20 protein-coding genes are annotated in these 19,939 nt (G+C 32.1%); 13 read left to right on the top strand and 7 right to left on the bottom strand.

Annotation, left to right across the window (positions count from 1 at the left end):
• The first annotated feature begins 4 nt into the window (after nucleotides 1-4).
• Nucleotides 5-472: an SsrA-binding protein SmpB gene (gene smpB / locus EI427_RS04215; protein WP_126611958.1), complete on the top strand. Its 468-nt coding sequence runs from the start codon at nucleotides 5-7 to the stop codon at nucleotides 470-472.
• A 15-nt stretch (nucleotides 473-487) separates the two neighbouring features.
• The gene (locus EI427_RS04210; RefSeq protein WP_126611956.1) at nucleotides 488-1,315 is read left to right on the top strand and encodes an aminotransferase class IV; all 828 of its coding nucleotides are present in this window, start codon (nucleotides 488-490) and stop codon (nucleotides 1,313-1,315) included.
• Nucleotides 1,316-1,386: 71 nt separating this feature from the next.
• Here the strand turns inward: EI427_RS04210 and hisC are convergent, their stop codons facing one another.
• Entirely contained in the window at nucleotides 1,387-2,448 is a 1,062-nt protein-coding gene (hisC, locus tag EI427_RS04205; protein WP_126611954.1) for a histidinol-phosphate transaminase, read from the bottom strand.
• Between the two features lie 24 nt (nucleotides 2,449-2,472).
• Complete coding sequence (locus EI427_RS04200) at nucleotides 2,473-3,453, bottom strand: kelch repeat-containing protein (RefSeq protein ID WP_126611952.1); 981 nt, start codon at nucleotides 3,451-3,453, stop codon at nucleotides 2,473-2,475.
• Between the two features lie 188 nt (nucleotides 3,454-3,641).
• On the opposite strand from EI427_RS04200, the gene EI427_RS04195 reads away from it, so the two are divergent.
• Nucleotides 3,642-4,418, top strand: coding sequence for a TIGR01458 family HAD-type hydrolase (locus tag EI427_RS04195; protein ID WP_126611950.1), 777 nt, complete (start codon nucleotides 3,642-3,644; stop codon nucleotides 4,416-4,418).
• On the opposite strand, the gene EI427_RS04190 is transcribed toward EI427_RS04195, so the two are convergent.
• The gene (locus EI427_RS04190; RefSeq protein WP_126611948.1) at nucleotides 4,415-4,891 is read right to left on the bottom strand and encodes a SixA phosphatase family protein; all 477 of its coding nucleotides are present in this window, start codon (nucleotides 4,889-4,891) and stop codon (nucleotides 4,415-4,417) included. The genes EI427_RS04195 and EI427_RS04190 overlap by 4 nt on opposite strands.
• Before the next feature lie 248 nt (nucleotides 4,892-5,139).
• Here EI427_RS04190 and EI427_RS04185 point away from each other — a divergent pair, with 248 nt between their 5' ends.
• From EI427_RS04185 to EI427_RS04160, 7 genes are all read left to right on the top strand, one after another.
• On the top strand, nucleotides 5,140-5,385 hold the full coding sequence (locus EI427_RS04185; protein WP_126611946.1) for a hypothetical protein: 246 nt from the start codon (nucleotides 5,140-5,142) through the stop codon (nucleotides 5,383-5,385).
• A gap of 19 nt (nucleotides 5,386-5,404) precedes the next feature.
• Nucleotides 5,405-7,276 carry an alpha-amylase family glycosyl hydrolase gene (locus EI427_RS04180; protein WP_126611944.1) on the top strand — a complete coding sequence of 624 codons (1,872 nt, stop codon included), beginning with the start codon at nucleotides 5,405-5,407 and terminating at the stop codon, nucleotides 7,274-7,276.
• A 170-nt stretch (nucleotides 7,277-7,446) separates the two neighbouring features.
• A complete protein-coding gene (gene hisH, locus EI427_RS04175) occupies nucleotides 7,447-8,034 on the top strand; it encodes an imidazole glycerol phosphate synthase subunit HisH (RefSeq protein ID WP_126611942.1) in 588 nt (195 codons plus the stop codon).
• A 1-nt stretch (nucleotide 8,035) separates the two neighbouring features.
• Nucleotides 8,036-8,770 (top strand): 1-(5-phosphoribosyl)-5-[(5-phosphoribosylamino)methylideneamino]imidazole-4-carboxamide isomerase, encoded by a 735-nt coding sequence (gene hisA, locus EI427_RS04170; RefSeq protein WP_126611940.1) that lies wholly within the window; start codon nucleotides 8,036-8,038, stop codon nucleotides 8,768-8,770.
• Nucleotides 8,771-8,785: 15 nt separating this feature from the next.
• Complete coding sequence (pgeF, locus tag EI427_RS04165) at nucleotides 8,786-9,577, top strand: peptidoglycan editing factor PgeF (protein ID WP_126611937.1); 792 nt, start codon at nucleotides 8,786-8,788, stop codon at nucleotides 9,575-9,577.
• Between the two features lie 275 nt (nucleotides 9,578-9,852).
• Entirely contained in the window at nucleotides 9,853-10,005 is a 153-nt protein-coding gene (locus tag EI427_RS25855) for a hypothetical protein (protein ID WP_155523274.1), read from the top strand.
• Between the two features lie 294 nt (nucleotides 10,006-10,299).
• On the top strand, nucleotides 10,300-10,956 hold the full coding sequence (locus EI427_RS04160) for a hypothetical protein (RefSeq protein WP_126611935.1): 657 nt from the start codon (nucleotides 10,300-10,302) through the stop codon (nucleotides 10,954-10,956).
• 117 nt (nucleotides 10,957-11,073) lie between these two features.
• Here EI427_RS04160 and EI427_RS04155 read toward each other — a convergent pair whose 3' ends face one another.
• A complete protein-coding gene (locus EI427_RS04155) occupies nucleotides 11,074-11,610 on the bottom strand; it encodes an SRPBCC family protein (RefSeq protein WP_126611933.1) in 537 nt (178 codons plus the stop codon).
• A gap of 138 nt (nucleotides 11,611-11,748) precedes the next feature.
• Between EI427_RS04155 and EI427_RS04150 the strand changes: the two genes are divergently transcribed.
• From EI427_RS04150 to EI427_RS04140, 3 genes are all read left to right on the top strand, one after another.
• Complete coding sequence (locus EI427_RS04150) at nucleotides 11,749-13,731, top strand: BamA/TamA family outer membrane protein (protein ID WP_126611932.1); 1,983 nt, start codon at nucleotides 11,749-11,751, stop codon at nucleotides 13,729-13,731.
• Nucleotides 13,732-13,872: 141 nt separating this feature from the next.
• On the top strand, nucleotides 13,873-15,252 hold the full coding sequence (locus EI427_RS04145; protein ID WP_126611931.1) for an alpha/beta fold hydrolase: 1,380 nt from the start codon (nucleotides 13,873-13,875) through the stop codon (nucleotides 15,250-15,252).
• Nucleotides 15,253-15,254: 2 nt separating this feature from the next.
• Nucleotides 15,255-16,139, top strand: coding sequence for a polysaccharide deacetylase family protein (locus EI427_RS04140; protein WP_126611930.1), 885 nt, complete (start codon nucleotides 15,255-15,257; stop codon nucleotides 16,137-16,139).
• Nucleotides 16,140-16,181: 42 nt separating this feature from the next.
• Here the strand turns inward: EI427_RS04140 and EI427_RS04135 are convergent, their stop codons facing one another.
• The 3 genes from EI427_RS04135 to EI427_RS04125 all read right to left on the bottom strand — a co-directional run bounded on the left by EI427_RS04135 (nucleotide 16,182) and on the right by EI427_RS04125 (nucleotide 19,853).
• Nucleotides 16,182-16,751 (bottom strand): precorrin-2 dehydrogenase/sirohydrochlorin ferrochelatase family protein, encoded by a 570-nt coding sequence (locus EI427_RS04135; RefSeq protein WP_317125743.1) that lies wholly within the window; start codon nucleotides 16,749-16,751, stop codon nucleotides 16,182-16,184.
• Between the two features lie 171 nt (nucleotides 16,752-16,922).
• Nucleotides 16,923-17,699 (bottom strand): uroporphyrinogen-III C-methyltransferase, encoded by a 777-nt coding sequence (cobA, locus tag EI427_RS04130; RefSeq protein WP_126611928.1) that lies wholly within the window; start codon nucleotides 17,697-17,699, stop codon nucleotides 16,923-16,925.
• 36 nt (nucleotides 17,700-17,735) lie between these two features.
• Nucleotides 17,736-19,853 (bottom strand): nitrite reductase, encoded by a 2,118-nt coding sequence (locus EI427_RS04125; RefSeq protein WP_126611927.1) that lies wholly within the window; start codon nucleotides 19,851-19,853, stop codon nucleotides 17,736-17,738.
• Between the last annotated feature and the right edge of the window lie 86 nt (nucleotides 19,854-19,939).

Here is a 19,939-nt window from a genome sequence, read left to right as displayed (position 1 = left end):
TAAAATGGCTGGAAATAAATTAGATATAAAACAGAAGGTTAAAATTAAGAACAGAAAAGCATCTCACGAGTACGAATTTATTGAAAAATTTGTTGCTGGTGTATCTTTAAAAGGTTCTGAAATTAAATCTATAAGAATGCAAAAAGTAAGTTTAGCAGATGCTTTTTGTGTTTTTATTGGCGACGAATTAATTATTCGTTCAATGCATATTGCACCTTATGAGATGGGTGGTTTTAATAACCATATTGCAAAAGCAGATAGAAAGTTGCTATTAAATAGAAAAGAACTTACTAAATTAGATAAAAAAGTAAAAGAGAATGGTTATACAATCATTCCTACTCAACTTTTTATAAATGATAGAGGATTAGCTAAAATTGAAGTTGCCTTATGTAGAGGTAAAAAGCTATTTGATAAGCGTAATGATCTTAAAAATAAAGATCAGAGCCGTGAACTATCTAGAATAAAGATGTAATAAATGAGATAAAAGATGAGCTACATCTTATATAATAATGAAGTTACTAAATCAACAAAAACACCCCTATCAATAAATGATAGAGGACTTCAATATGGTGATGGTATCTTCGAAACAATGATTACTTATTCTGGGCATATTCGTTTTATTAAAGATCATATAGACAGATTAAAACGAGGTGCTAAAGAATTACAACTTGATTTAACAGACGAACTTCTTGATCCTGAATATTATTTTCAAGTGGTAAAATCGCTTAAAAAGAAAAATAATATTGAAGGTGAATGTCGCATAAAATTAATGCTTTGGAGAAAAGAAGGTGGCCTATATACCCCTTCTGGTACTGAAAGTAATTTTATGATTAGCATTATTCCATTTGAACCTAAATTAGAGACAAATGCTCTTAATGTCGACTTTGCTGAATCTATAAAAGTTCCAATCACGCCCGTTTCGTTCTGTAAAACGCTTTCTTCTCTTACCTACACTTTTGCGGGGTTAGAGAAGAAGAAAAGAGAATTAGACGACCTTATTCTTTTTAATTACGAAGGATATGTTGCCGAAACAATTAGTGGAAATGTATTTTGGGTTAAAGATAAAGTGATTTACACTCCTAAAGTATGTGTAGGTTGCGTTTCTGGAATTGGTAGGAAAAACATTATTGTTTACCTAGAAAGTAAAGGGTATAAAGTAAGAAAAGTTACCGCAAGGAAAGTTGATTTACTTGATGCTGATGCCTTACTTACCGCTAATGTTACAGGTGTAACAATGATAAAAAAAGTAGGCGAAAAACATTATAAAATAATTGATGCTTGGCGTAAATTATTCGAACAAGCTTATCAATATTAAATGATAGATATTTCATAAAAAAAAAGCATTGAAACGATAAATTTCAATGCTTTTTTTATGGAGTGAAGTGATTATAGTTGTTTCATTTTTTCTAATAAAACATCATTCTCTTCTTTTGTTCCTATTGATATTCTCAGTCCTTGATCACATAAAAGAACTTTTGATCTATTTCTAATAATAATACCTTGATCTACCAATGTCTGATAGTTTTCATCGGCATTCTGAACTTGAATTAATATAAAATTAGCATCAGAAGGGAAAATATTTTTTACTAAAGGCATCTTTTTTAATTCCTCTATTAATCTATTTCTTTCCGATAACATTTTTGCTACCATATCCTTAACCTTATCTACATTATCGAGTGCTTCTAAGGCTTTCTCTTGTGTTAACTGATTAATATTGTAAGGTGGCTTAATTACATTAAAAACACGCACAATTTCTGCAGTTGCAAACATCATCCCTAAACGAAGCCCTGCCATTCCCCAAGCTTTTGAGAACGTTTGTAACACAATTAAATTAGGATAGTCTTCAATTTTTTGAATAAAACTAGCTTGTGCAGAAAAATCTATGTAAGCTTCATCCACTACAACAATACCATTAAATTGCTCTATTAAAGTTACAATTCTATCGGTACTTACTGCATTTCCTGTTGGGTTATTTGGCGAACAAACAAAGATAATTTTAGTATTTTCATCTACTGCCTCTAAAATACCATCAACATCTAAATCTAGGTCTGCTGTTAAGGTAACCTCTTTACAAGCAACATTATTTAGTTCTGCACTCACCTTATACATTCCATATGTAGGAGGCAAAATAATTACATTATCTTCTTTTGGCTCAACAAACGCTCTGTACAAAAGGTCTATTGGTTCATCGCTACCATTACCAAGAAAAATATTTTCTGTAGGAATATTCTTAAGTGCTGAAATCTTTTGTTTAACTGCTCTCTGATATGGATCAGGATACCTGTTATAAGGTTCTCCTAAAGCAGTACCATAAGGGTTTTCATTAGCATCTAAGAAAATATTTGAAGTAGACACATCCTCAAATTCATCTCTAGCAGAAGAATAAGGAGTCATTGTTTTAATGTGCTGACGTAAAAATGCTTGTATATCAATAGTAGAATTTTCCATAAATTCCTTTGAGTTCGTGTTAGATTATGAGATAATTTTAGAGATATCAAGTTTATAAACTGCAGAAGAAAAAACTTCTTTCCCCGAGTTATTGATCTTTATCCCCCCAAATATAATCAAATTATTATTTGAGATAGTAGCTCCCATTCCTTTTAATTCTCCAATGTTTGTTTGGAAACGCATTAGGCTACCTTTATGTGTATCGTACACAAATACCTGTTCATTACTAAACAGAATAATATAATGTTTATAAGATGTTATTGCAGCATCTACAATAGGTTCTGGTAATTTCCCTACTTTTACCCATCTATCTACTTTTATATTATACATATAAATTTCGTCGATAGGTTTATCATTCTGACCACCAAAAACATACAACTTATTGTCTACAATCTGACCATAAGTAATCATCTGTTTTGGAAGGTGAGCCATTTGTTTCCACTGTTTCTTTTTGGCATTAAAACGATATAAAGTATTTGAATATGTTTCATGATCTACCATTCCACCATATAAATAAATATATCCTTTATGCTCACAAATTCCTGCTTTAAATAATGGCTGAGGGTTAATACTCACATTATCTACCTTTGGAATTCTATTATTATATGATACCTCTCTAACATTAATATCTATGGGTGATAAAGGGCTATTTAACTGCCCTTTAGTCCCGTTAAACAAAAACATAGAGCCACTAGATATTGCACTATTAATATTCTTCTCAGCATTAATATGTACAGGCGTTACCTCGTTCCAAGAATTTGATTTAGTATTAAAAGAAAGAATATTGTCAAAACTTTCTCCTGTTCTGCTTTCACCACCAATAACAAAAGTTGTTTGTCCGTTACTGCAATACCCCATATAGGCACGAGAAGAAGGCATCGAAGTAAGGCGACTAAACCGAATAGATGAATTCTCGAACTCACGAGAGAAATTTGCAGATGCACAGGATTGCAAAACTGCAACAGCTAAAAATACAATTTTTCGTACACTTGAAGGTGACAGCATTATACACTCTTTAGATGTTATTTAATTACAAAAGTAATACATCAGTAAGTAGTATCATTGTTTGTATTAACCGTTTGATGTTATGTTTAGTTAAAATAAACGCAAAAGATATTTAATATTATATAAACGATTAACTATCAACGATTTTAAATACAAAAATAGAACGAATCAAAAGATAAAAATAACCTATGAAATTAAATCAAATTAAAGGAATACTGTGCGATCTAGACGGTGTCTTATATAACGATTCTATAGTTATTGATGGAGTAATAGCTACCATCAAATCTTTAAAATCTAAAGGATATCAGTTTTTATTTGTGACAAATACTTCTGGAGTTACATCAAAAGAACTTTATCATAAACTTATTGCATTGGGTATACCTGTTGGAGAAAATGAAATATTGAGTCCTCCTTTAGCAGCATTAAATTACACCATAGCACAAGGTTATAAAGAAATTGAAGTGTTAGCAGGGAGTTCTATCAAAGCTCTTTTTAAAGACAATTTTATAATTAATACTACAACTCCTGAGGCTATAATTATAAGTGATATTGGTAAAAATTGGGATTATCAATTGATCAATAATTTATTCCTTAAAGTTCTAAATGGGAGTAAAATTATTGGTTTACATAAAGGTAAATTCTGGAAAGCTTCTGAGGGATTAAGAATAGACATTGGTGCTTTTATTAAAGGGATAGAATTTGCAACAAATACCGAAGCAACTTGTATTGGCAAGCCTAATAAAAGTTTTTATGAATCTGCTATAGAAAAAATCAATCTTCCTAGCCATCAATTATTAATGATTGGTGATGATATTATTGGAGATATACAAGGAGCAAAAGCGGCAAATCTTACCGCTATTCAGGTTAAAACTGGAAAGTATAGAAAAGAGCTTACAGATAAAGCAGATGTTAAACCAGATTTCTTAATCGAAAACTTTAACCATCTCCCCTCTTTACTTTATTAATAACGAGACAAAGACCTACCTGTTGCCTGCGATATTAATGCCCAAGAATCTAGATCAAAACTAATAACTAGGCATTTTGCAGGCAGTAGGTTACCAGTATCTTCTCCTGTTAAGTACTCTGCTAAAAATGATATTGCAGGATTATGTCCCACTAATGCAATTGTATCGGCCTCATCACTTCTTTGATTTATAAAATCTAAAAGCCTTCCTACATTGGCCTCATAAAAAGAGGGTTCAACAAAAGTTGCTTCTTCTGGAACATCTATTTGTTCTAAAATAAGTTTGGTTGTTTCTGTAGTTCTAACCGCATCAGAATAAAAAATAATTTCAGGAATATAATTGCCCTCATTTATCTTTTTACCTAAATGTAAAGCCTGAGAAAAACCTTCTTGTGTTAAATCTCTTTGTTTATCATCAACTCCAAAATAAGCATTCTCTGCTTCTGCATGTCTAATTAATAATAATGTTTTCATTACTTAATATTTGTTTGCTTTGTTAATTCTATAAGTTTAGCCATTTAAATTGATTTTAACAATTCTGTAGTCTACAAAAATCAATAGAAACCATCTCAATCGGTTGTAATTATTACTTAAATTTTCCTTTTAACAATTGGCTGTTTGATAAAAATAAAATCACTTTATTTTGCAATTTTAATTACCATTTTTTTTAGTTAATATAGTATATAATTATATAAATACGCTGCATATATAACTACAAGTTTATGAATGAAATAGAAGAAATTGTATTAAATGCAATCAAAAAAGACAAAGATTATCTCAGTACTATCCGTAAGCAACTTAAAGATACTAACCCTTTTACAGTTGCTGTAAAAATGCAAGAAGAACTAAAAAATGTAGATCAACACCGTGAGTTGTATGATAACATTTTAGAAAAAGTTGACCTTTATAAAATTGCTAATTTATTAAGTCAGAAAAGACCTTATAACAAACAATCTGATTCAAAATAACCCCTTTAATTCATAGACAATGATTAAAAAATACGCCTCATTTTATATTCTATTATCCATCACTTTTGGTTTGTTTTTCACAAGCTGTTCTTCTCATGACAAAAAAGAAAAAGAAAAGGTGGATAAACTCTTAAAAATTTCAGCTTCAACAGAGAAAATTGAAGACCACAAAATCATTATCTACCAGATGATGACCCGTTTATTTGGTAATACTACTACAACAAATAAACAATGGGGAACGCTGAAAGAAAATGGTGTTGGTAAATTTGGTGACATCAATGATAATGCCCTTACTTCTATCAAAGATTTAGGCGCAACACACGTTTGGTATACAGGTGTTATTGAACATGCCGTTATTACAGATTACAGAAAATATGGTATTCCTTTAGACGATGCCGACGTTGTAAAAGGTAGAGCAGGTTCTCCTTATGCTATAAAAGATTACTATGATGTAAACCCTGATTTAGCCAACAATGTAACTAACCGTGTAGAAGAGTTTGAAGCATTAATAAAAAGAACACATGACAATGGCTTAAAAGTAATTGTTGATTTTGTTCCAAATCATGTTGCACGTAAATACCACTCTGATAAAGCACCAAAAGGAGTTGAAGATTTAGGAAAATCAGACAATACAAAAGTTGGGTTTGATCCGAATAACAATTTCTACTATATACCAGGTAAGCCTTTTAAAGTTCCTAGTGGTTATGTTCCTTTAGGTGGTGATAAATTCCCTACATCAGACGGAAAATTTAAAGAAGTTCCTGCTAAGGTTTCTGGAAATGGTGCTGTTACAGATGCCCCTACTGTAAATGATTGGTTTGAAACAGTGCGTTTAAATTATGGTGTAAATCATATTTCTGGAAATGGTGAAAAAGTATTTGATGTAAACGGTGATGTTCCTTCTACATGGAAAAAAACATTAGCTATTCTTACTTATTGGACTAATAAAGGAGTAGATGGTTTCCGTTGTGATATGTCTGAAATGGTTCCTGTTGAATATTGGGCATGGATGATTCCTCAAATCAAAAAAATTAATCCTAACATTCGTTTCATTGCAGAAGTGTACAACCCTAACGAATATAAAAATTACATCTTCACAGGTAAATTTGATTATTTATACGACAAAGTAGGTGTTTACGATTCGTTAAGAGCGGTAATGGAAGATAGACCTGGTTCATCACTTTCTCACTTAACAAATGTCTGGAAAGGTATGGATGGTTTCAATAACCACATGTTACGTTTCTTAGAAAACCATGATGAACAAAGAATTGCATCTAAAGAATTTTCTAACAATCCACTTCCAGGTATTCCAGGTATGGCTGTTAGTGCTGCTTTAGGTAGCGGACCGGTAATGGTCTATTTTGGTCAAGAAGTTGGAGAACCTGCTAAAGGAGAATCCGGTTTTAGTGGAGATGATGGGAGGTCTACAATTTTTGATTATTGGGGTATTCCTGAACATCAAAAATGGGTAAACAACCATAAATATGATGGAGGACAACTATCAGATGCTCAACGCACACTAAGAAAACGATACAAGAGTTTATTAAATGCTGCAAAAAATAGTGAGGCTATCCGTAAAGGTGACCTAATTGATTTGCAACAATTTAATAGAACAAACGCAAATTATGACGTTGATAAGACCTATGCTTTTATTAGATATTCTGAAAATGAGAGAGTCTTAGTAATTGCAAATTTTGAAAATAAGAAGGTACTTAGTGATGTCATTATCCCAACAGAAGTAATTAAAATAATAAATGCTTCTGAAGATTCTGATGTGAAAGCCAGAGATCTAATTTCAGGCAAAACAATTAATCTAAATATGAAAAAAGCAGATCAGAACGGTACTCCTATCGAACTTGACGCGTATGATACCTACTATTTAGCTTTCTAGAATTTATCAAAATTCACAATTTGAAGGGGATATCTATGTAATATAGGCATAGATATCCCCCTTTTTTATTAAATATTCTAATGTTTTTTTCATTCTATAGAAAGAATCTTAATTTTGAATTAAAATATAATTGCTGAAAAGCACAAACTACTTTTAAACTATTCTGTAAGATGAAAGTTGCCATAATAAAATACAATGCAGGAAACGTACAGTCGGTACGTTATGCTTTGCAACGCTTGGGAATTGATCCGATCTTGACAGACAACGCTGAGGAATTAATGAGTGCCGATAAGGTAATCTTCCCTGGGGTTGGTGAAGCAAAATCAGCAATGGATTACTTAAAAGAACGTAATCTAGATACGCTAATTAAAGATTTAAAACAGCCTACTTTAGGGGTTTGCTTGGGATTACAATTAATGTGTAATCATTCAGAAGAAAGAAATACTGATTGCTTAGGGATTTTTGATACGAATGTCAAAAAATTCGAAAGCAAAACTTTAAAAGTTCCTCATATGGGATGGAACAATATACATGATCTAAAAACACCTTTATACAAAGGCCTTGAAGATCACGATTACGTTTACTATGTACATAGTTACTATGCAGAACTTTGTGAAAACACTATTGCTGTAACAGACTATGTAAATCCTTATAGTGCATCGTTACATAAAGATAATTTTTATGCAGCTCAATTTCACCCTGAAAAAAGTGGAGAAATAGGTCAAAAAATTATTCAAAACTTTCTAACAAATATCTAATATGTCACACAAAATAGACATTATTCCTGCTATCGATTTAATCGACGGTAAACTTGTACGCCTTTCTCAAGGTGATTACGCACAAAAAACAGTATATGCAGAAGATCCTTTAGAAGTAGCTAAAAGCTTTGAAGGTGCTGGTATTAAGCGTTTGCATTTGGTTGATTTAGATGGTGCTAAAGTGAAGCATGTCGTTAATTATGGTGTACTAGATAGAATTGTTTCTAATACTTCTTTAATTGTTGATTTTGGTGGAGGAATCCAATCTGATGAGGATTTAGAAAAAGTATTTGACCATGGAGCAGCTATGGTAACTTGTGGTAGTATTGCAGTTAAAGAGCCAGAAAAATTCACTTCTTGGATAGAAAAGTTTGGTAGTGATAGAATGATACTTGCTGCAGATGCAAAAGATAAAATGATTGCTGTAAGTGGGTGGCAGGAAGATTCTAAATTGCCTCTTTTTGATTACCTAAAAGATTATACTGCTAAAGGAATTACAAAAGTACTATGTACTGATATTTCTAAAGATGGTATGATGCAAGGCCCTAATACCGAACTTTACAGAGAGGTAATGGTTGAATTTCCTAACATTGAACTTATTGCAAGTGGTGGTGTTAGTAAATTTGACGACCTGATTGCTTTAGAAGAAGCTAATATCCCTTCTGTGGTGGTTGGTAAAGCAATCTATGAAAACACCATTTCAATAGAAGATATATATTCTCATATGTCTAAATAATATAATAGTCACAAAATGAAGATTCCTACTTTACAATTTCATCAATTAGAAAAATATAAAGATAAGATTCACCATTTTGTGACTACCCGTTCAGGGGGAGTTAGCCAACCTCCTTTTGATACTTTAAATCTAGGAAACATCATTCATGACAAACCTGAAGATGTCCTTCAAAACAGAGCTATAGTTAAAGAAAACCTTGTTTGCGATAGACTTTTCATTGCAGATCAAAAACATACTAATAAAATTTATTCTATCACTGAAAAGAATGTTGAAGCCTATAAAAAGCTACAAAATCCTTTTCCTGCATCAGATGGTATGCTTACCGATGTTAAAAATATTGGTCTATTAACTTTAGCCGCCGATTGTACACCAATCCTTTTCTTTGATCCTGTAAAAAATGTCATTGGTGCCGTCCATTCTGGATGGAAAGGCACTGCATTAAAAATCTTAACTGAAGCTATTCAGCAGATGGGTACTGATTTTAATTGTTCACCTCATACAATTATTATCTCTTTTGGCCCTTTCATAAAAAAAGAAACTTATGAAATTGGAATAGACGTTATCAATATATTTAAAGAGGCCTACCCTATAGATTATAATAGTATTATTTGTACCCACCCTAATCCACAAAAAGCTTATTTAGACATTGAAGCAGCTCAATTAAATCAATGTAAAACATGTGGTATTTTATCAAAAAACATTGAGTTTATGCCTTTCAATACTTTTACCGATAATCGGTTTTTCTCTGCTAGAGGAGATGGACCTGAACAGACTGGTAGGTTTGGAGGTGCAATAGTTTTGAAGTGAATAGCTAATTCATACTTTTTTTCAGGATAAAAAAATAATATCATAAACATTTTTTAAATGTTAATTTAACAGACTATAAACTATCATATCTAATTTAAAACTTCTATTTACTGTTACTCTTTTTGCCTTATTCTTCACTTCATGTACTGAAGATGCCGACCCCTCTCAAGATAGCCTCATTCTTGGAACATGGATAATGACGTATTCGGAAGCATCTAGTTTAACTATAACAATATCTGACGACTATAATTCGTCTATTGAAAATGTTAGTACTTATGAAAACATTGATATCCACAGCAGAATTTAAAGAAGATGGAACACTAACTTCTAAAGGAACAGCTGATATCTCTACAGTAATGTATTTTGACACAACAGATAGTTTAGTATTTGGATCGCCTAACACTGCTATTTATCAAGTTACGCAATGATCTATCGATGGTTCTGAATTAATGCTAACTGAAACAGGTGAAAGTGCTCAAACTCTCTCTTTTTAAATTATCTATTTAACTGATAATAAATTGATTACAACATCTGACATTACTCAAGAACTTTCACAATCTGGAACTTTTCGTAAAACAGAAATTACAGCTCGCGTGGAATACAAGAGATAATGTTATAAGTATATATTTTTTAAATATTAACAACTTGTTGGTGTTTTGAAAATATTTGCTAAATTCGTTACAATTTATTTACGTAAGACTATTGAAACAATACTTCAAACTATGAAACTGAACAAACTATTTTACCTTTTGCTAGTACTTTTAGTATCTAGCTTGTCTCTATCCGCTCAAGAAGTAAAAGGACAAGATGTCATCTCTCAAGCTTCAAAAAAGAATAATAAAATTCTTAAAAATGGATTCAGTTTAAAATTCAATTTTGGATTTCCAACATCTGATTACTTGGCTGCAAGTTATGATGGAGAAGACTTAGGAGGGAGTGTTGAATTAAACACTACACTAGGAATTCAATTTGGTAACCAATGGTACGTATACAGAGGTGGTAATTTTGGTATTGCCATTAATGCAAACTGGTTAGATGTGAGTTATTCTACATCTAAAGATACTGACCCAACACTATATGTTGTAGATCTTGCTCTTGTTGAAATTGGTCCTTTAGTATCTTATGCTATCAATAATGACATGGGATTTGATGCCTTCTACAACCTACGCCCAAATAATATCTGGGTTGGATCTGAAGATGTTGAAGATGTTGAAACTGCTTTTGGAATGTCTCATTCTGTAGGTGTAGGCTTTAGATATAAAGTACTTTACTTAGGTGTAGAATCTAATTTTGGTAAACTAACACTTCAAAATTTTGATATTGATGATGTACAATTAAGTACAAATCAAACGAAATTAACTTTAGGATTTAAGTTCTAATTTTAGTTTTTAAGAATATACCTCTAATCACTCAATTATCAAAAGATAAATTGATAAGAGAGATTACATACTAAAAAGCTCCTACTTTGACTCTAGTCATTGTAGGAGCTTTTCATTTTATTCCTTTTTCTCAACGGCTACTTTCAATTCTTCTAATGCAGAAGCGTATTGATTGCTTACTCGTTCTTGGTAATTAGAAATAAAAGCAATCACCCTTGTAGAAGGTTGAAAACCAAAATCTCCTTTCTCAATCCAAGTAACTATGGTACCTTTTTCAGATCCTTCAATCGTAAATTTTATATCTGATACAAAATCCCCATCATTAGTAATCATCTGTAAATCAATTTCGTCAAACGGGTTGGATGCGGTTATTTGTAACTTTGCATTAGAACCATCATAACTCATCCAAGTGTGTGTTGCACCTTCTCCCTCATCTGGGCCTAGATATTGAGGAGACAACCGACTACCCTCTTCTTCTAATTTAAATGCCCAATCATTCCATTTATGTAAGTTATCAATATACTCAAAGACTTCTTTTTGAGGTGCATTTATATATACCTTCTGATTTACTAAATAACCTGACGGTAATAACATTCCTATGCCAAAAAATAAGGCGATAACTGTTAAAACACCAAGAGAAAAATATCTAATCATTATAGACTGTTTAAACTGACTTAATTTTGCTTCTATTTTACCGAATTATGGTTTCGACACTAAGAATGACAATAAAAAGCAAAGATAAAAATCATAATTTATTAAATTGCATTACTATATATATTCTAAAAAAAATAAATGGCCTATAACCTTTACCGAAAATTAACCGGTATTTTTTTTCTTTTCCTGTTCTTATTTACTCAAATACAAGGACTTGCTCAAGATCAAGATACTTTAACTCAACAAGTTAAGGTTAAGGCGTATGTACCTATAGTAATAGGAGATTCTGTTTATAAATTTCAAAAAGATACCGTTCTTTATCTCCCTAGCAATCTCTTCAACCATGATTCTTCACTAATTCTAAAATCTGATTTCTTTTATAAAAATCTCCAAGATAAGCTACAAAAGAATAGAATCACCAAAGAAATTTCTAATTTATTGCTTGTAAAAAATAGAAATCAAACAAGTACTAGACAGGATAGTATTAATTTACTTACTAATGGAATGTGTTTTGAAAACAGAATTGTTCGAAGTATTAAAATTGTACGAATGCCCCCTTTTGGGTCAGATGTAAAACACCCATACCCTCGTGGTAAAGAAAATAGAGTAGAAAAATATGCAAATGGTGTTCACTCAAAAACAAAAGAAAAAGTTATCTCTAAAAATATAATTTTTAATATTGGTGATGCTATAAACCATACAGACCTCTCTGAAAGTGAGCGTTTACTACGTGCACTACCTTTTATTAAAGATGCTGAAATATACGCTTGTGATGTTGATGGTATGCAATTAGACATTTACATTTTCACGCAAGATCAGTGGACTATTGGTGTAGATGGTAATTTTAATGGCACTAACGATTTTGAATTAGGACTTTATGACAACAACTTTATTGGTACAGGCCAATACGTATACTTAGCCGCAGTAGTTAAGACAGATGAACCTGACCCATATGGTTATGCATTTAAATACAAATTCCAAAACGTTTACGGTACTTTTGTAGACTTAGAAGTTAATATTGAGAATAATTACTTACAGAATCTATGGAACATAAAAATGTACAAAGATTTTGTTACTTCTAGTACTAAATGGGCTGGTGAAGTTGATTTAGAAAATAATAGAACAAGGTATGGATATACTACTTCTGATTCTGCATATCTTGATATTGATAGTACACAAAGATTTTGGGAAGAATTAGAATATTCTTACGCAAGCTCTTGGGTGGGTAGATCTTTTCAATTAAATAAAGAAAAAAATAGAAACATAACTATAAGTGGTGGAGTAGCAAAACTAAGTGTATTAGAAAGACCTGAACAAGTAAGTGCTGATACATTATACGCCTACCAAAACAAATCACAATATTTAGGTTCTGTTACGTTTAACGAAAGAAATTACAGAAAATTAAGTTACTTACAAGGTTTTGGACGTACAGAAGATGTTCCAAATGGGTGGCTATTTTCTGTAACTTCTGGTACTGAAATTAATGAGTTTCTTGGCCTTAGACCTTATCTAGGGTTCAATACAGAAATAGGACAATTTACTCCTTGGGGGTTCTTTAGAATACAAGGAGAATTTGGTTCTTTTATAGTTGACAAATACAAACAAGAGACTTTTCATCTTCAGTTTAATTACTTTTCAAACCTTCTTGCCGTTAATGATAACTTCTTACGTTTCTTTCTCGATATAGACCTATTATCTGGTACTGATAGAGTACCTGGAGATTATTTATTTTTTGATCAAAGTGATCTTTATACTGATTTTCAGATAAGAAGAAATTCTAAAAAAGGGACGCAAAGGTTACGCATAAAACAGGAAAATGTATGGTTTACAAAATGGTTTTTTTATGGGTTTAAGTTTGCTGTTTTTCAAAATTTTCAATTTGGTATGTTAAATGATAAAGAAGGAGTTTCTATCTCTCATGATAACTTCTTTTCTTCTATAGGTGCTGGTATCAGAACAAGAAATGAGAACTTAGTATTTAATACATTTGCTTTGGAAATTCAATACTACCCTAATGCTAATTTTAATAACTCTGCTGTAGAAATCTCGTTATCTACAGAAATTGATTTACCATTACAAGATTTCAAACCTATGAAACCAAATGTAATACCGTTTCAATAAATAAATTCTATATAGATGAGTAAATATTCACTCTATAATATTAACTTGTTTAACTAATTATTTATATCACAGACCCATCTTCGATAAATAATTTTAAATTAAAGTGTAAAATTCATTTCAATCTAAATTACTCTCCAGTTTATGGCTATTGATCTATTTGAAAAATATACAGATAACGTTTCTCAATTTATGGAAATTGATGGAATGAAAGTTCATTATAAAGTAGAAGGAGAAGGTTTCCCGATTGTTTTGCTTCACGGAACTTTCGCCTCTTTACATACTTGGGATAGATGGACAGATACATTAAAGAAAAAATATAAGGTTATTCGCTTAGATCTACCTGGTTTCGCTTTAACTGGACCAAGACCTGATAAAAGTTATTCCGTAGAAATCTATTTAGATTTTCTAGATCGTTTTTTGAAACGCTTAGAAATTAATAAGTTTTATTTGGCAGGATCGTCATTAGGAGGATGGATAGCTTGGGAATACGCCTACCGTTTTAAAGAAAAAGTTAGGAGATTAATCTTGTTAGACGCTGCCGGTTTTAACGACAAACAATCTATTCCTCTACTTTACAAATTGGTTCAAAATCCTATAATAAAAGAATTTAAACTTTTTCATGGCTTTGCAGAATATGTAAAAGCACCTAAAACATTTATTGAATTTTTCTTAAAGAATGCCTACGGTGATGCAAATAGATTAGAGCCTACAACAACAACACGTTATCACGAACTATTTGCACGAAAAGGAAATAAAGAAGCTTTTTTAAATCTTGCTAATAGTGGTGTAACTGATAATTCCTCTAGTTTAAAAGATTTAGACACGCCAACTTTAATCATTTGGGGAGAAAAAGATCATTGGATTCCATTAGCTAATGCCTATAAATTTCAATTCAGTCTACCCAATTCAGAATTGATTATTTATGAAGGTGTGGGACATATTGCAATGGAAGAAATTCCTGATAAATCAGTTAAAGACTCTATTAAATTTTTAGAAAATAAAGCCTTTGATAGCGGTACAAAAGTTAAAACAACTACCCTTTGTGATAAATTTTCTGATAACATACGAGTTGGAGAAATTGGGCTTCAATCTATCACTGAAAAAGATTCTTTTCATGGAAGTGTTCTTTGTATAAAAACGAACAATAGAAAAGTTATTTTTGACAGAATTGAAGAAGAAAATGGAAAAGGGAAAGTACTTGTTATTGAATGGATAGCTGATACAGATAATGCCGTTATTGATGATGAACTCGTTTTTGCTTTAATGCACCAAGAATGGGAAGGAATAATTACAAATGGAAACTACAGAAACACAGAAGAAATTTGTAAACTTAGAACTGGAATTATGGCAAACAAGGCATACCCGAGGAAAGCTATTGCTCCGACTGAAGATAATTTAATAGAAATACATTATCATGCAGCAGTTTCAGGAATTGAATTTGTAGACGGCCACTTTGTTTATGTTGATAAAGATGGTTTGGTTAGTAGTAAAAAGAACCTTATCGATTGGGAAAATAAATAACAATGAAGTTAACGATCTCTTTTTTAGTATTATTCTATATCCCTCTAATGATTAGAGCTCAATCTTCTACTATTTACGAGAGCAAGAAATTCTCCTACCCAAATGGTAAAAAGAAAGCTGTGATTTTAAGTTATGACGATGGCCTAAAACAGGATATACATCTAATTAAATTACTTGATAAATACCATATTAAAGGTACATTTAATCTAAATTCTGGATTGATGGGAAGTACTGCTCCATGGTTAAACGACTTAATTGGTCAGGAAGGAAATTATATAAAATCATCTGACATAAAAAGTATTTATCGTCGCCACGAGGTTGCTGTTCATACCGTAAACCACCCCGCACTAAATACAATTAATAAAGAAGCTGAAATTATTAATGAAGTAATTGGTGATGCAAAATATTTATCTGATTTGGTTGACTATAAAGTAAAAAGTATGGCCTACCCCTTTGGAGCTTACAATGATTTTGTAATCAAAACTCTTACTACATCAGAAATAACAAATGCGAGAACAGTAATAAGTACTTACTCCTTTGATTTACCCGATAGCTTACTTGTATGGCATCCAACATCACATCATTCTAATGCACTACCATCTATTAAGGAGTACATTTCGTTAGTTCCTACCAATCCTACAGTTTATGTACTTTGGGGACACAGTTGGGAATTTGATCAGGGTAAACCAGATAACAATTGGGAAATGATGAAAAGAATTTGTCAAGAGGTAGGTAGAAAAGATGATATTTGGTATGTAGGAGCAGCAGAATATGTGGATTATATATTAGCTATTCAGAATAGTACAATTGAAAACGGAGAAATAATAAATAATAGTTCAATTCCTATTTGGGTTACAAAAGAAGGAAAATCAATAAAAATAAAATAAAAAAAGCTGTATCGAAATTAATTTTTGATACAGCTTTTTTAGTTATTCTTTTTTATCAAACACTTGCTGAGTGATATCATTTAATTGTTTCACTTTATCAGCAAAATCTCCTTTTAAACTATCTCTAATTCCTTTTAAATTATCTAATAGTTGTTGAGTTTCACTAGGTAAAGCATCTTCTAAAAACTCCCTCATTCTTTTTGCTAAAGTTGGAGATTTTCCATTTGTAGAAATACCAATCTTTAAATCTCCTTTAGATACAACTGAACCTAAATAGAAATCACATAAAGGAGGAGTATCAGCAACATTAACGAGCATCTTACGTTTGTTACATTCCTTTTGTATATCAACATGCAACTCATAACTATCAGTTGCACATAATACAATGTGATGATTATCTAAATCTGACATTTCAAACGGTCTTTCTACAAGTGTTACCGATGGAAAATCTTTTGCTAAATCTAAAAGCTCTTCTCCAAAAGTTGTAGAGACTACTGTTACTACAGCATTTGGACTATTTTTTAAGATTGCAGCTAATTTTTCGTGCCCTACATTTCCTCCACCAACAATTAATGTGGAGATTTCAGACATTTTAATAAAAATAGGAAACATTTCGTTCATAGCTGCAAGATAATGGATTTCTAATATGTAAAAAATAAGTCATCAGTGGTACGTAACGAGAACTGTTGAACCACTAACCGATTGTCTGCTTTTGATAAAACTTCAATAAACACACAAACGCCACGTATCCACTGATAACTTGATATATTTTCTAAGATCTAATTAGACTGTTACAGTAGCTTTTGCCACTACTTCTGATAATGCTTTAGGATATTGAGCATGGTGCTTAACAACTTCTCCTACTACAATTACAGCAGGAGAACCTAAGTCTTTTTCACGCATTATGTCAGCTATAGTATGTACTTTTCCTAATCCAATACGCTCATGAGGAGTAGAAGCGTGTTGAATAATAGCTACAGGAGTATCTTCTTTCCCTGCCGCTTTGAAACTGTCCATAATCTGATCAATCTTCTTTGTTCCCATTAATATGATAACGGTAGCAGAAGATTGTGCTGCCAAAGCAATATCTTTAGACACCTCGCCTTCTTTAGTTGTTCCAGTAATCACCCAAAAACTTTGGCTGTCACCCCTACGTGTTACCGGAATACCTTGTAAAGCAGGTGCTGCAACAGAACTACTAATACCTGGTACTAAATTAACTCTAATCCCATGTTCTTGTGCATAGACCATTTCTTCATGTCCTCTACCAAAAACAAAAGGATCACCACCTTTTAAACGCACAACGTGACCTCCACCAAATGCATTAGATACAATCAGACGATTAATTTCTTCTTGTTTAAAAGAATGTTGTCCCACTCTTTTACCCACATAGATTTTTTTTGCCTGAGGTGCATACTCTAACAATTCCTCACATACAAGGGCATCATATAAAACAACATCTGCTCTTCTTAAAGCTTTAATGCCTTTCATTGTGATTAAATCGGGATCGCCGATTCCAGCCCCTACAAGGGTTAACTCTGGTTGTATTGTCTTTGTCATGAGATCGGTGCGTTTAAAGTTTGTCAGTTTGTTAATTTAAGCTTCGGTAGCAGCAAGATCTTGCTTTCTCAACTCACTTACGTCGTTTAAGAAAACTTTTGCTTCTGATAAATAAAGTGCTGCAAATTCTTCTGTAGGTTCGTTTTTATTGATTCTTAAAACATGATCAACAAAAGTTCCTTCAGCAAAATTGAAACGCTCATCGTAATGTTCTGCAAAACGATTAATAACTGTAGCTTGGCTATTTAATTTTACTTTTTTATCAAGTAACAACGCCTTAGCTGCACTTACGTAACCTGCATAAGCATGGTAAACTGAATCTGCAAAAAGACCTTTCTTAAATGCCTCTTCAGACCAACCTACTTTCTCTTCTGCTTCAAAGATTAGAGTTTGTACTAAGTCAATAATTACACCTGCACATTCACCTACGGCTTTATGCAATTGGAATTTATCGTCTTGAGTATACCAATCTAAATAATCTGAAGGCTCTAAGTTTTCTAAAGAATGTAATGGCTTTAATAACTCGTAGAAGTAATCTTTACCTTGGCGTTTGTAGTAATCTACATAGTATTCTCCTTCTGTAGAATTCTGATCGTAATCATCTACAATAGAACGGAAAGCATCTTCAATACGCTTACTTGGTATTTTAATTACCTTGTCTGCAATATGAGGATTACCATTACCATCAAAACCACCACCTAGTAAAATTTGAGCCGCAGGTAATTGCATTTTGTTCTCTTTGTTACGTAAAGAACTACCATGAATACCAAACTGAGCAATAGTATGCTGTCCACAAGCGTTAGGACAACCACTAATTTTTATTTTGAAAGTATCGTCCGTGATTAAATCAGGATATTCTACTTTAATCAAATCTTCTAAAACACGAGCAATACCAGTACTACTTGAAATACCTAATACACACGTATCCGTACCAGGACAAGCTGTAATATCTGTTGTTGTATCGTAACCAGGTTCAGCAAATCCAATTGCATCAAGTTCATTGAATAAAGCAGGAAGATCTTCTTTGCTTATAAATTTCAATAATAAACCTTGGCGGATTGTTAAACGAATATCATCAGCAGTATACTTCTCTACAATCTTGATTAATTTTCTAGCTGTAGCAGTATCAAAGTTACCCAATTGTAAACGAACTAATACACCAAAGAAACCTTTTTGTTTTTGTTCAAATACATTGGCATTTAACCACTTGTCGTATTTCTTTTGATCAAGAATTTCTACTTCTACAGAAGTATGTTCTTTAGGTAAAACAACAGAATCTACTTTAGATCTATCTACCCAAATTTCTTGATTTTTAAGTGCTAATCTTTCCTCTTCTGCAAGACGTAATAATTCTTCCTTACCAATATCTTGTAGTAAGAATTTCATTCTTGCTTTCATTCTACGGTTACGTTCGCCAAAACGATCGAAAACACGTACTAATGCTTCTGTAAAAGGAATTAATTTTTCTTCTTCTAAGAATTCATAAGCAGTTTCAGCCATGTAAGGTTGTGCACCTAAACCACCACCAATTAATACTTTAAATCCTCTAACTTCTTTTCCATCAACAGTTTTTACAACTGGAATAGCTCCTACATCATGAATAAATGCAAATGCAGTATCTGATTCCGAAGATGAAAAAGCAATTTTGAACTTACGTCCCATTTCCTGACAGATAGGATTACGCAAGAAGTACTCAAATGCAGCGTGTGCATAAGGAGTAACATCAAAAGGTTCGTTTGGATCGATACCTGCTTTCTCCGATGCTGTGATATTACGAACAGTATTACCACATGCTTCTCTCAAAGTCACTTCATCTTTTTCTAACTCAGACCATAAAGCTGGAGAGTCATCAAGACTTACGTAGTGAATTTGGATATCTTGTCTTGTTGTGATGTGTAACTTACCATTTGAATATTGGTCAGATACTTCACAAATTCTGTTTAATTGTCTTGTTGTTAGTTTACCGTAAGGGATCTTGATTCTGATCATCTGTACTCCCGCTTGACGTTGGCCGTAAACGCCACGTGCTAAACGAAGACTACGAAACTTATCGTCATCAATGTTTCCTTCATGAAATAATCTAATCTTCTTTTCTAAATCTAGTATGTCTTTTTCGACAATTTCGTTTTCTAGTTCAGTTCTAAAACTCCTCATAGTGCGTGACAGTGTTATGATTACATTTAATACCTTATTCTCTATCGAATTAGTAGAGTAATAATCAAAATAAAAAGACCATTACA

Origin of the sequence: Flammeovirga pectinis (assembly GCF_003970675.1) — a bacterium.
Lineage (GTDB): Bacteria > Bacteroidota > Bacteroidia > Cytophagales > Flammeovirgaceae > Flammeovirga > Flammeovirga pectinis.
This window is presented reverse-complemented; position numbering and strand designations above follow the sequence as displayed.

Excerpts from the sequence above, each read along its gene's own strand:
- smpB (WP_126611958.1), top strand. The coding sequence starts at position 5 with ATGGCTGGAAATAAATTAGATATAAAACAGAAGGTTAAAATTAAGAAC.
- EI427_RS04210 (WP_126611956.1), top strand. The coding sequence starts at position 488 with ATGAGCTACATCTTATATAATAATGAAGTTACTAAATCAACAAAAACA.
- hisC (WP_126611954.1), bottom strand. The coding sequence starts at position 2,448 with ATGGAAAATTCTACTATTGATATACAAGCATTTTTACGTCAGCACATT.
- EI427_RS04200 (WP_126611952.1), bottom strand. The coding sequence starts at position 3,453 with ATGCTGTCACCTTCAAGTGTACGAAAAATTGTATTTTTAGCTGTTGCA.
- EI427_RS04195 (WP_126611950.1), top strand. The coding sequence starts at position 3,642 with ATGAAATTAAATCAAATTAAAGGAATACTGTGCGATCTAGACGGTGTC.
- EI427_RS04190 (WP_126611948.1), bottom strand. The coding sequence starts at position 4,891 with ATGAAAACATTATTATTAATTAGACATGCAGAAGCAGAGAATGCTTAT.
- EI427_RS04185 (WP_126611946.1), top strand. The coding sequence starts at position 5,140 with ATGAATGAAATAGAAGAAATTGTATTAAATGCAATCAAAAAAGACAAA.
- EI427_RS04180 (WP_126611944.1), top strand. The coding sequence starts at position 5,405 with ATGATTAAAAAATACGCCTCATTTTATATTCTATTATCCATCACTTTT.
- hisH (WP_126611942.1), top strand. The coding sequence starts at position 7,447 with ATGAAAGTTGCCATAATAAAATACAATGCAGGAAACGTACAGTCGGTA.
- hisA (WP_126611940.1), top strand. The coding sequence starts at position 8,036 with ATGTCACACAAAATAGACATTATTCCTGCTATCGATTTAATCGACGGT.
- pgeF (WP_126611937.1), top strand. The coding sequence starts at position 8,786 with ATGAAGATTCCTACTTTACAATTTCATCAATTAGAAAAATATAAAGAT.
- EI427_RS25855 (WP_155523274.1), top strand. The coding sequence starts at position 9,853 with ATGAAAACATTGATATCCACAGCAGAATTTAAAGAAGATGGAACACTA.
- EI427_RS04160 (WP_126611935.1), top strand. The coding sequence starts at position 10,300 with ATGAAACTGAACAAACTATTTTACCTTTTGCTAGTACTTTTAGTATCT.
- EI427_RS04155 (WP_126611933.1), bottom strand. The coding sequence starts at position 11,610 with ATGATTAGATATTTTTCTCTTGGTGTTTTAACAGTTATCGCCTTATTT.
- EI427_RS04150 (WP_126611932.1), top strand. The coding sequence starts at position 11,749 with ATGGCCTATAACCTTTACCGAAAATTAACCGGTATTTTTTTTCTTTTC.
- EI427_RS04145 (WP_126611931.1), top strand. The coding sequence starts at position 13,873 with ATGGCTATTGATCTATTTGAAAAATATACAGATAACGTTTCTCAATTT.
- EI427_RS04140 (WP_126611930.1), top strand. The coding sequence starts at position 15,255 with ATGAAGTTAACGATCTCTTTTTTAGTATTATTCTATATCCCTCTAATG.
- EI427_RS04135 (WP_317125743.1), bottom strand. The coding sequence starts at position 16,751 with ATGTTTCCTATTTTTATTAAAATGTCTGAAATCTCCACATTAATTGTT.
- cobA (WP_126611928.1), bottom strand. The coding sequence starts at position 17,699 with ATGACAAAGACAATACAACCAGAGTTAACCCTTGTAGGGGCTGGAATC.
- EI427_RS04125 (WP_126611927.1), bottom strand. The coding sequence starts at position 19,853 with ATGAGGAGTTTTAGAACTGAACTAGAAAACGAAATTGTCGAAAAAGAC.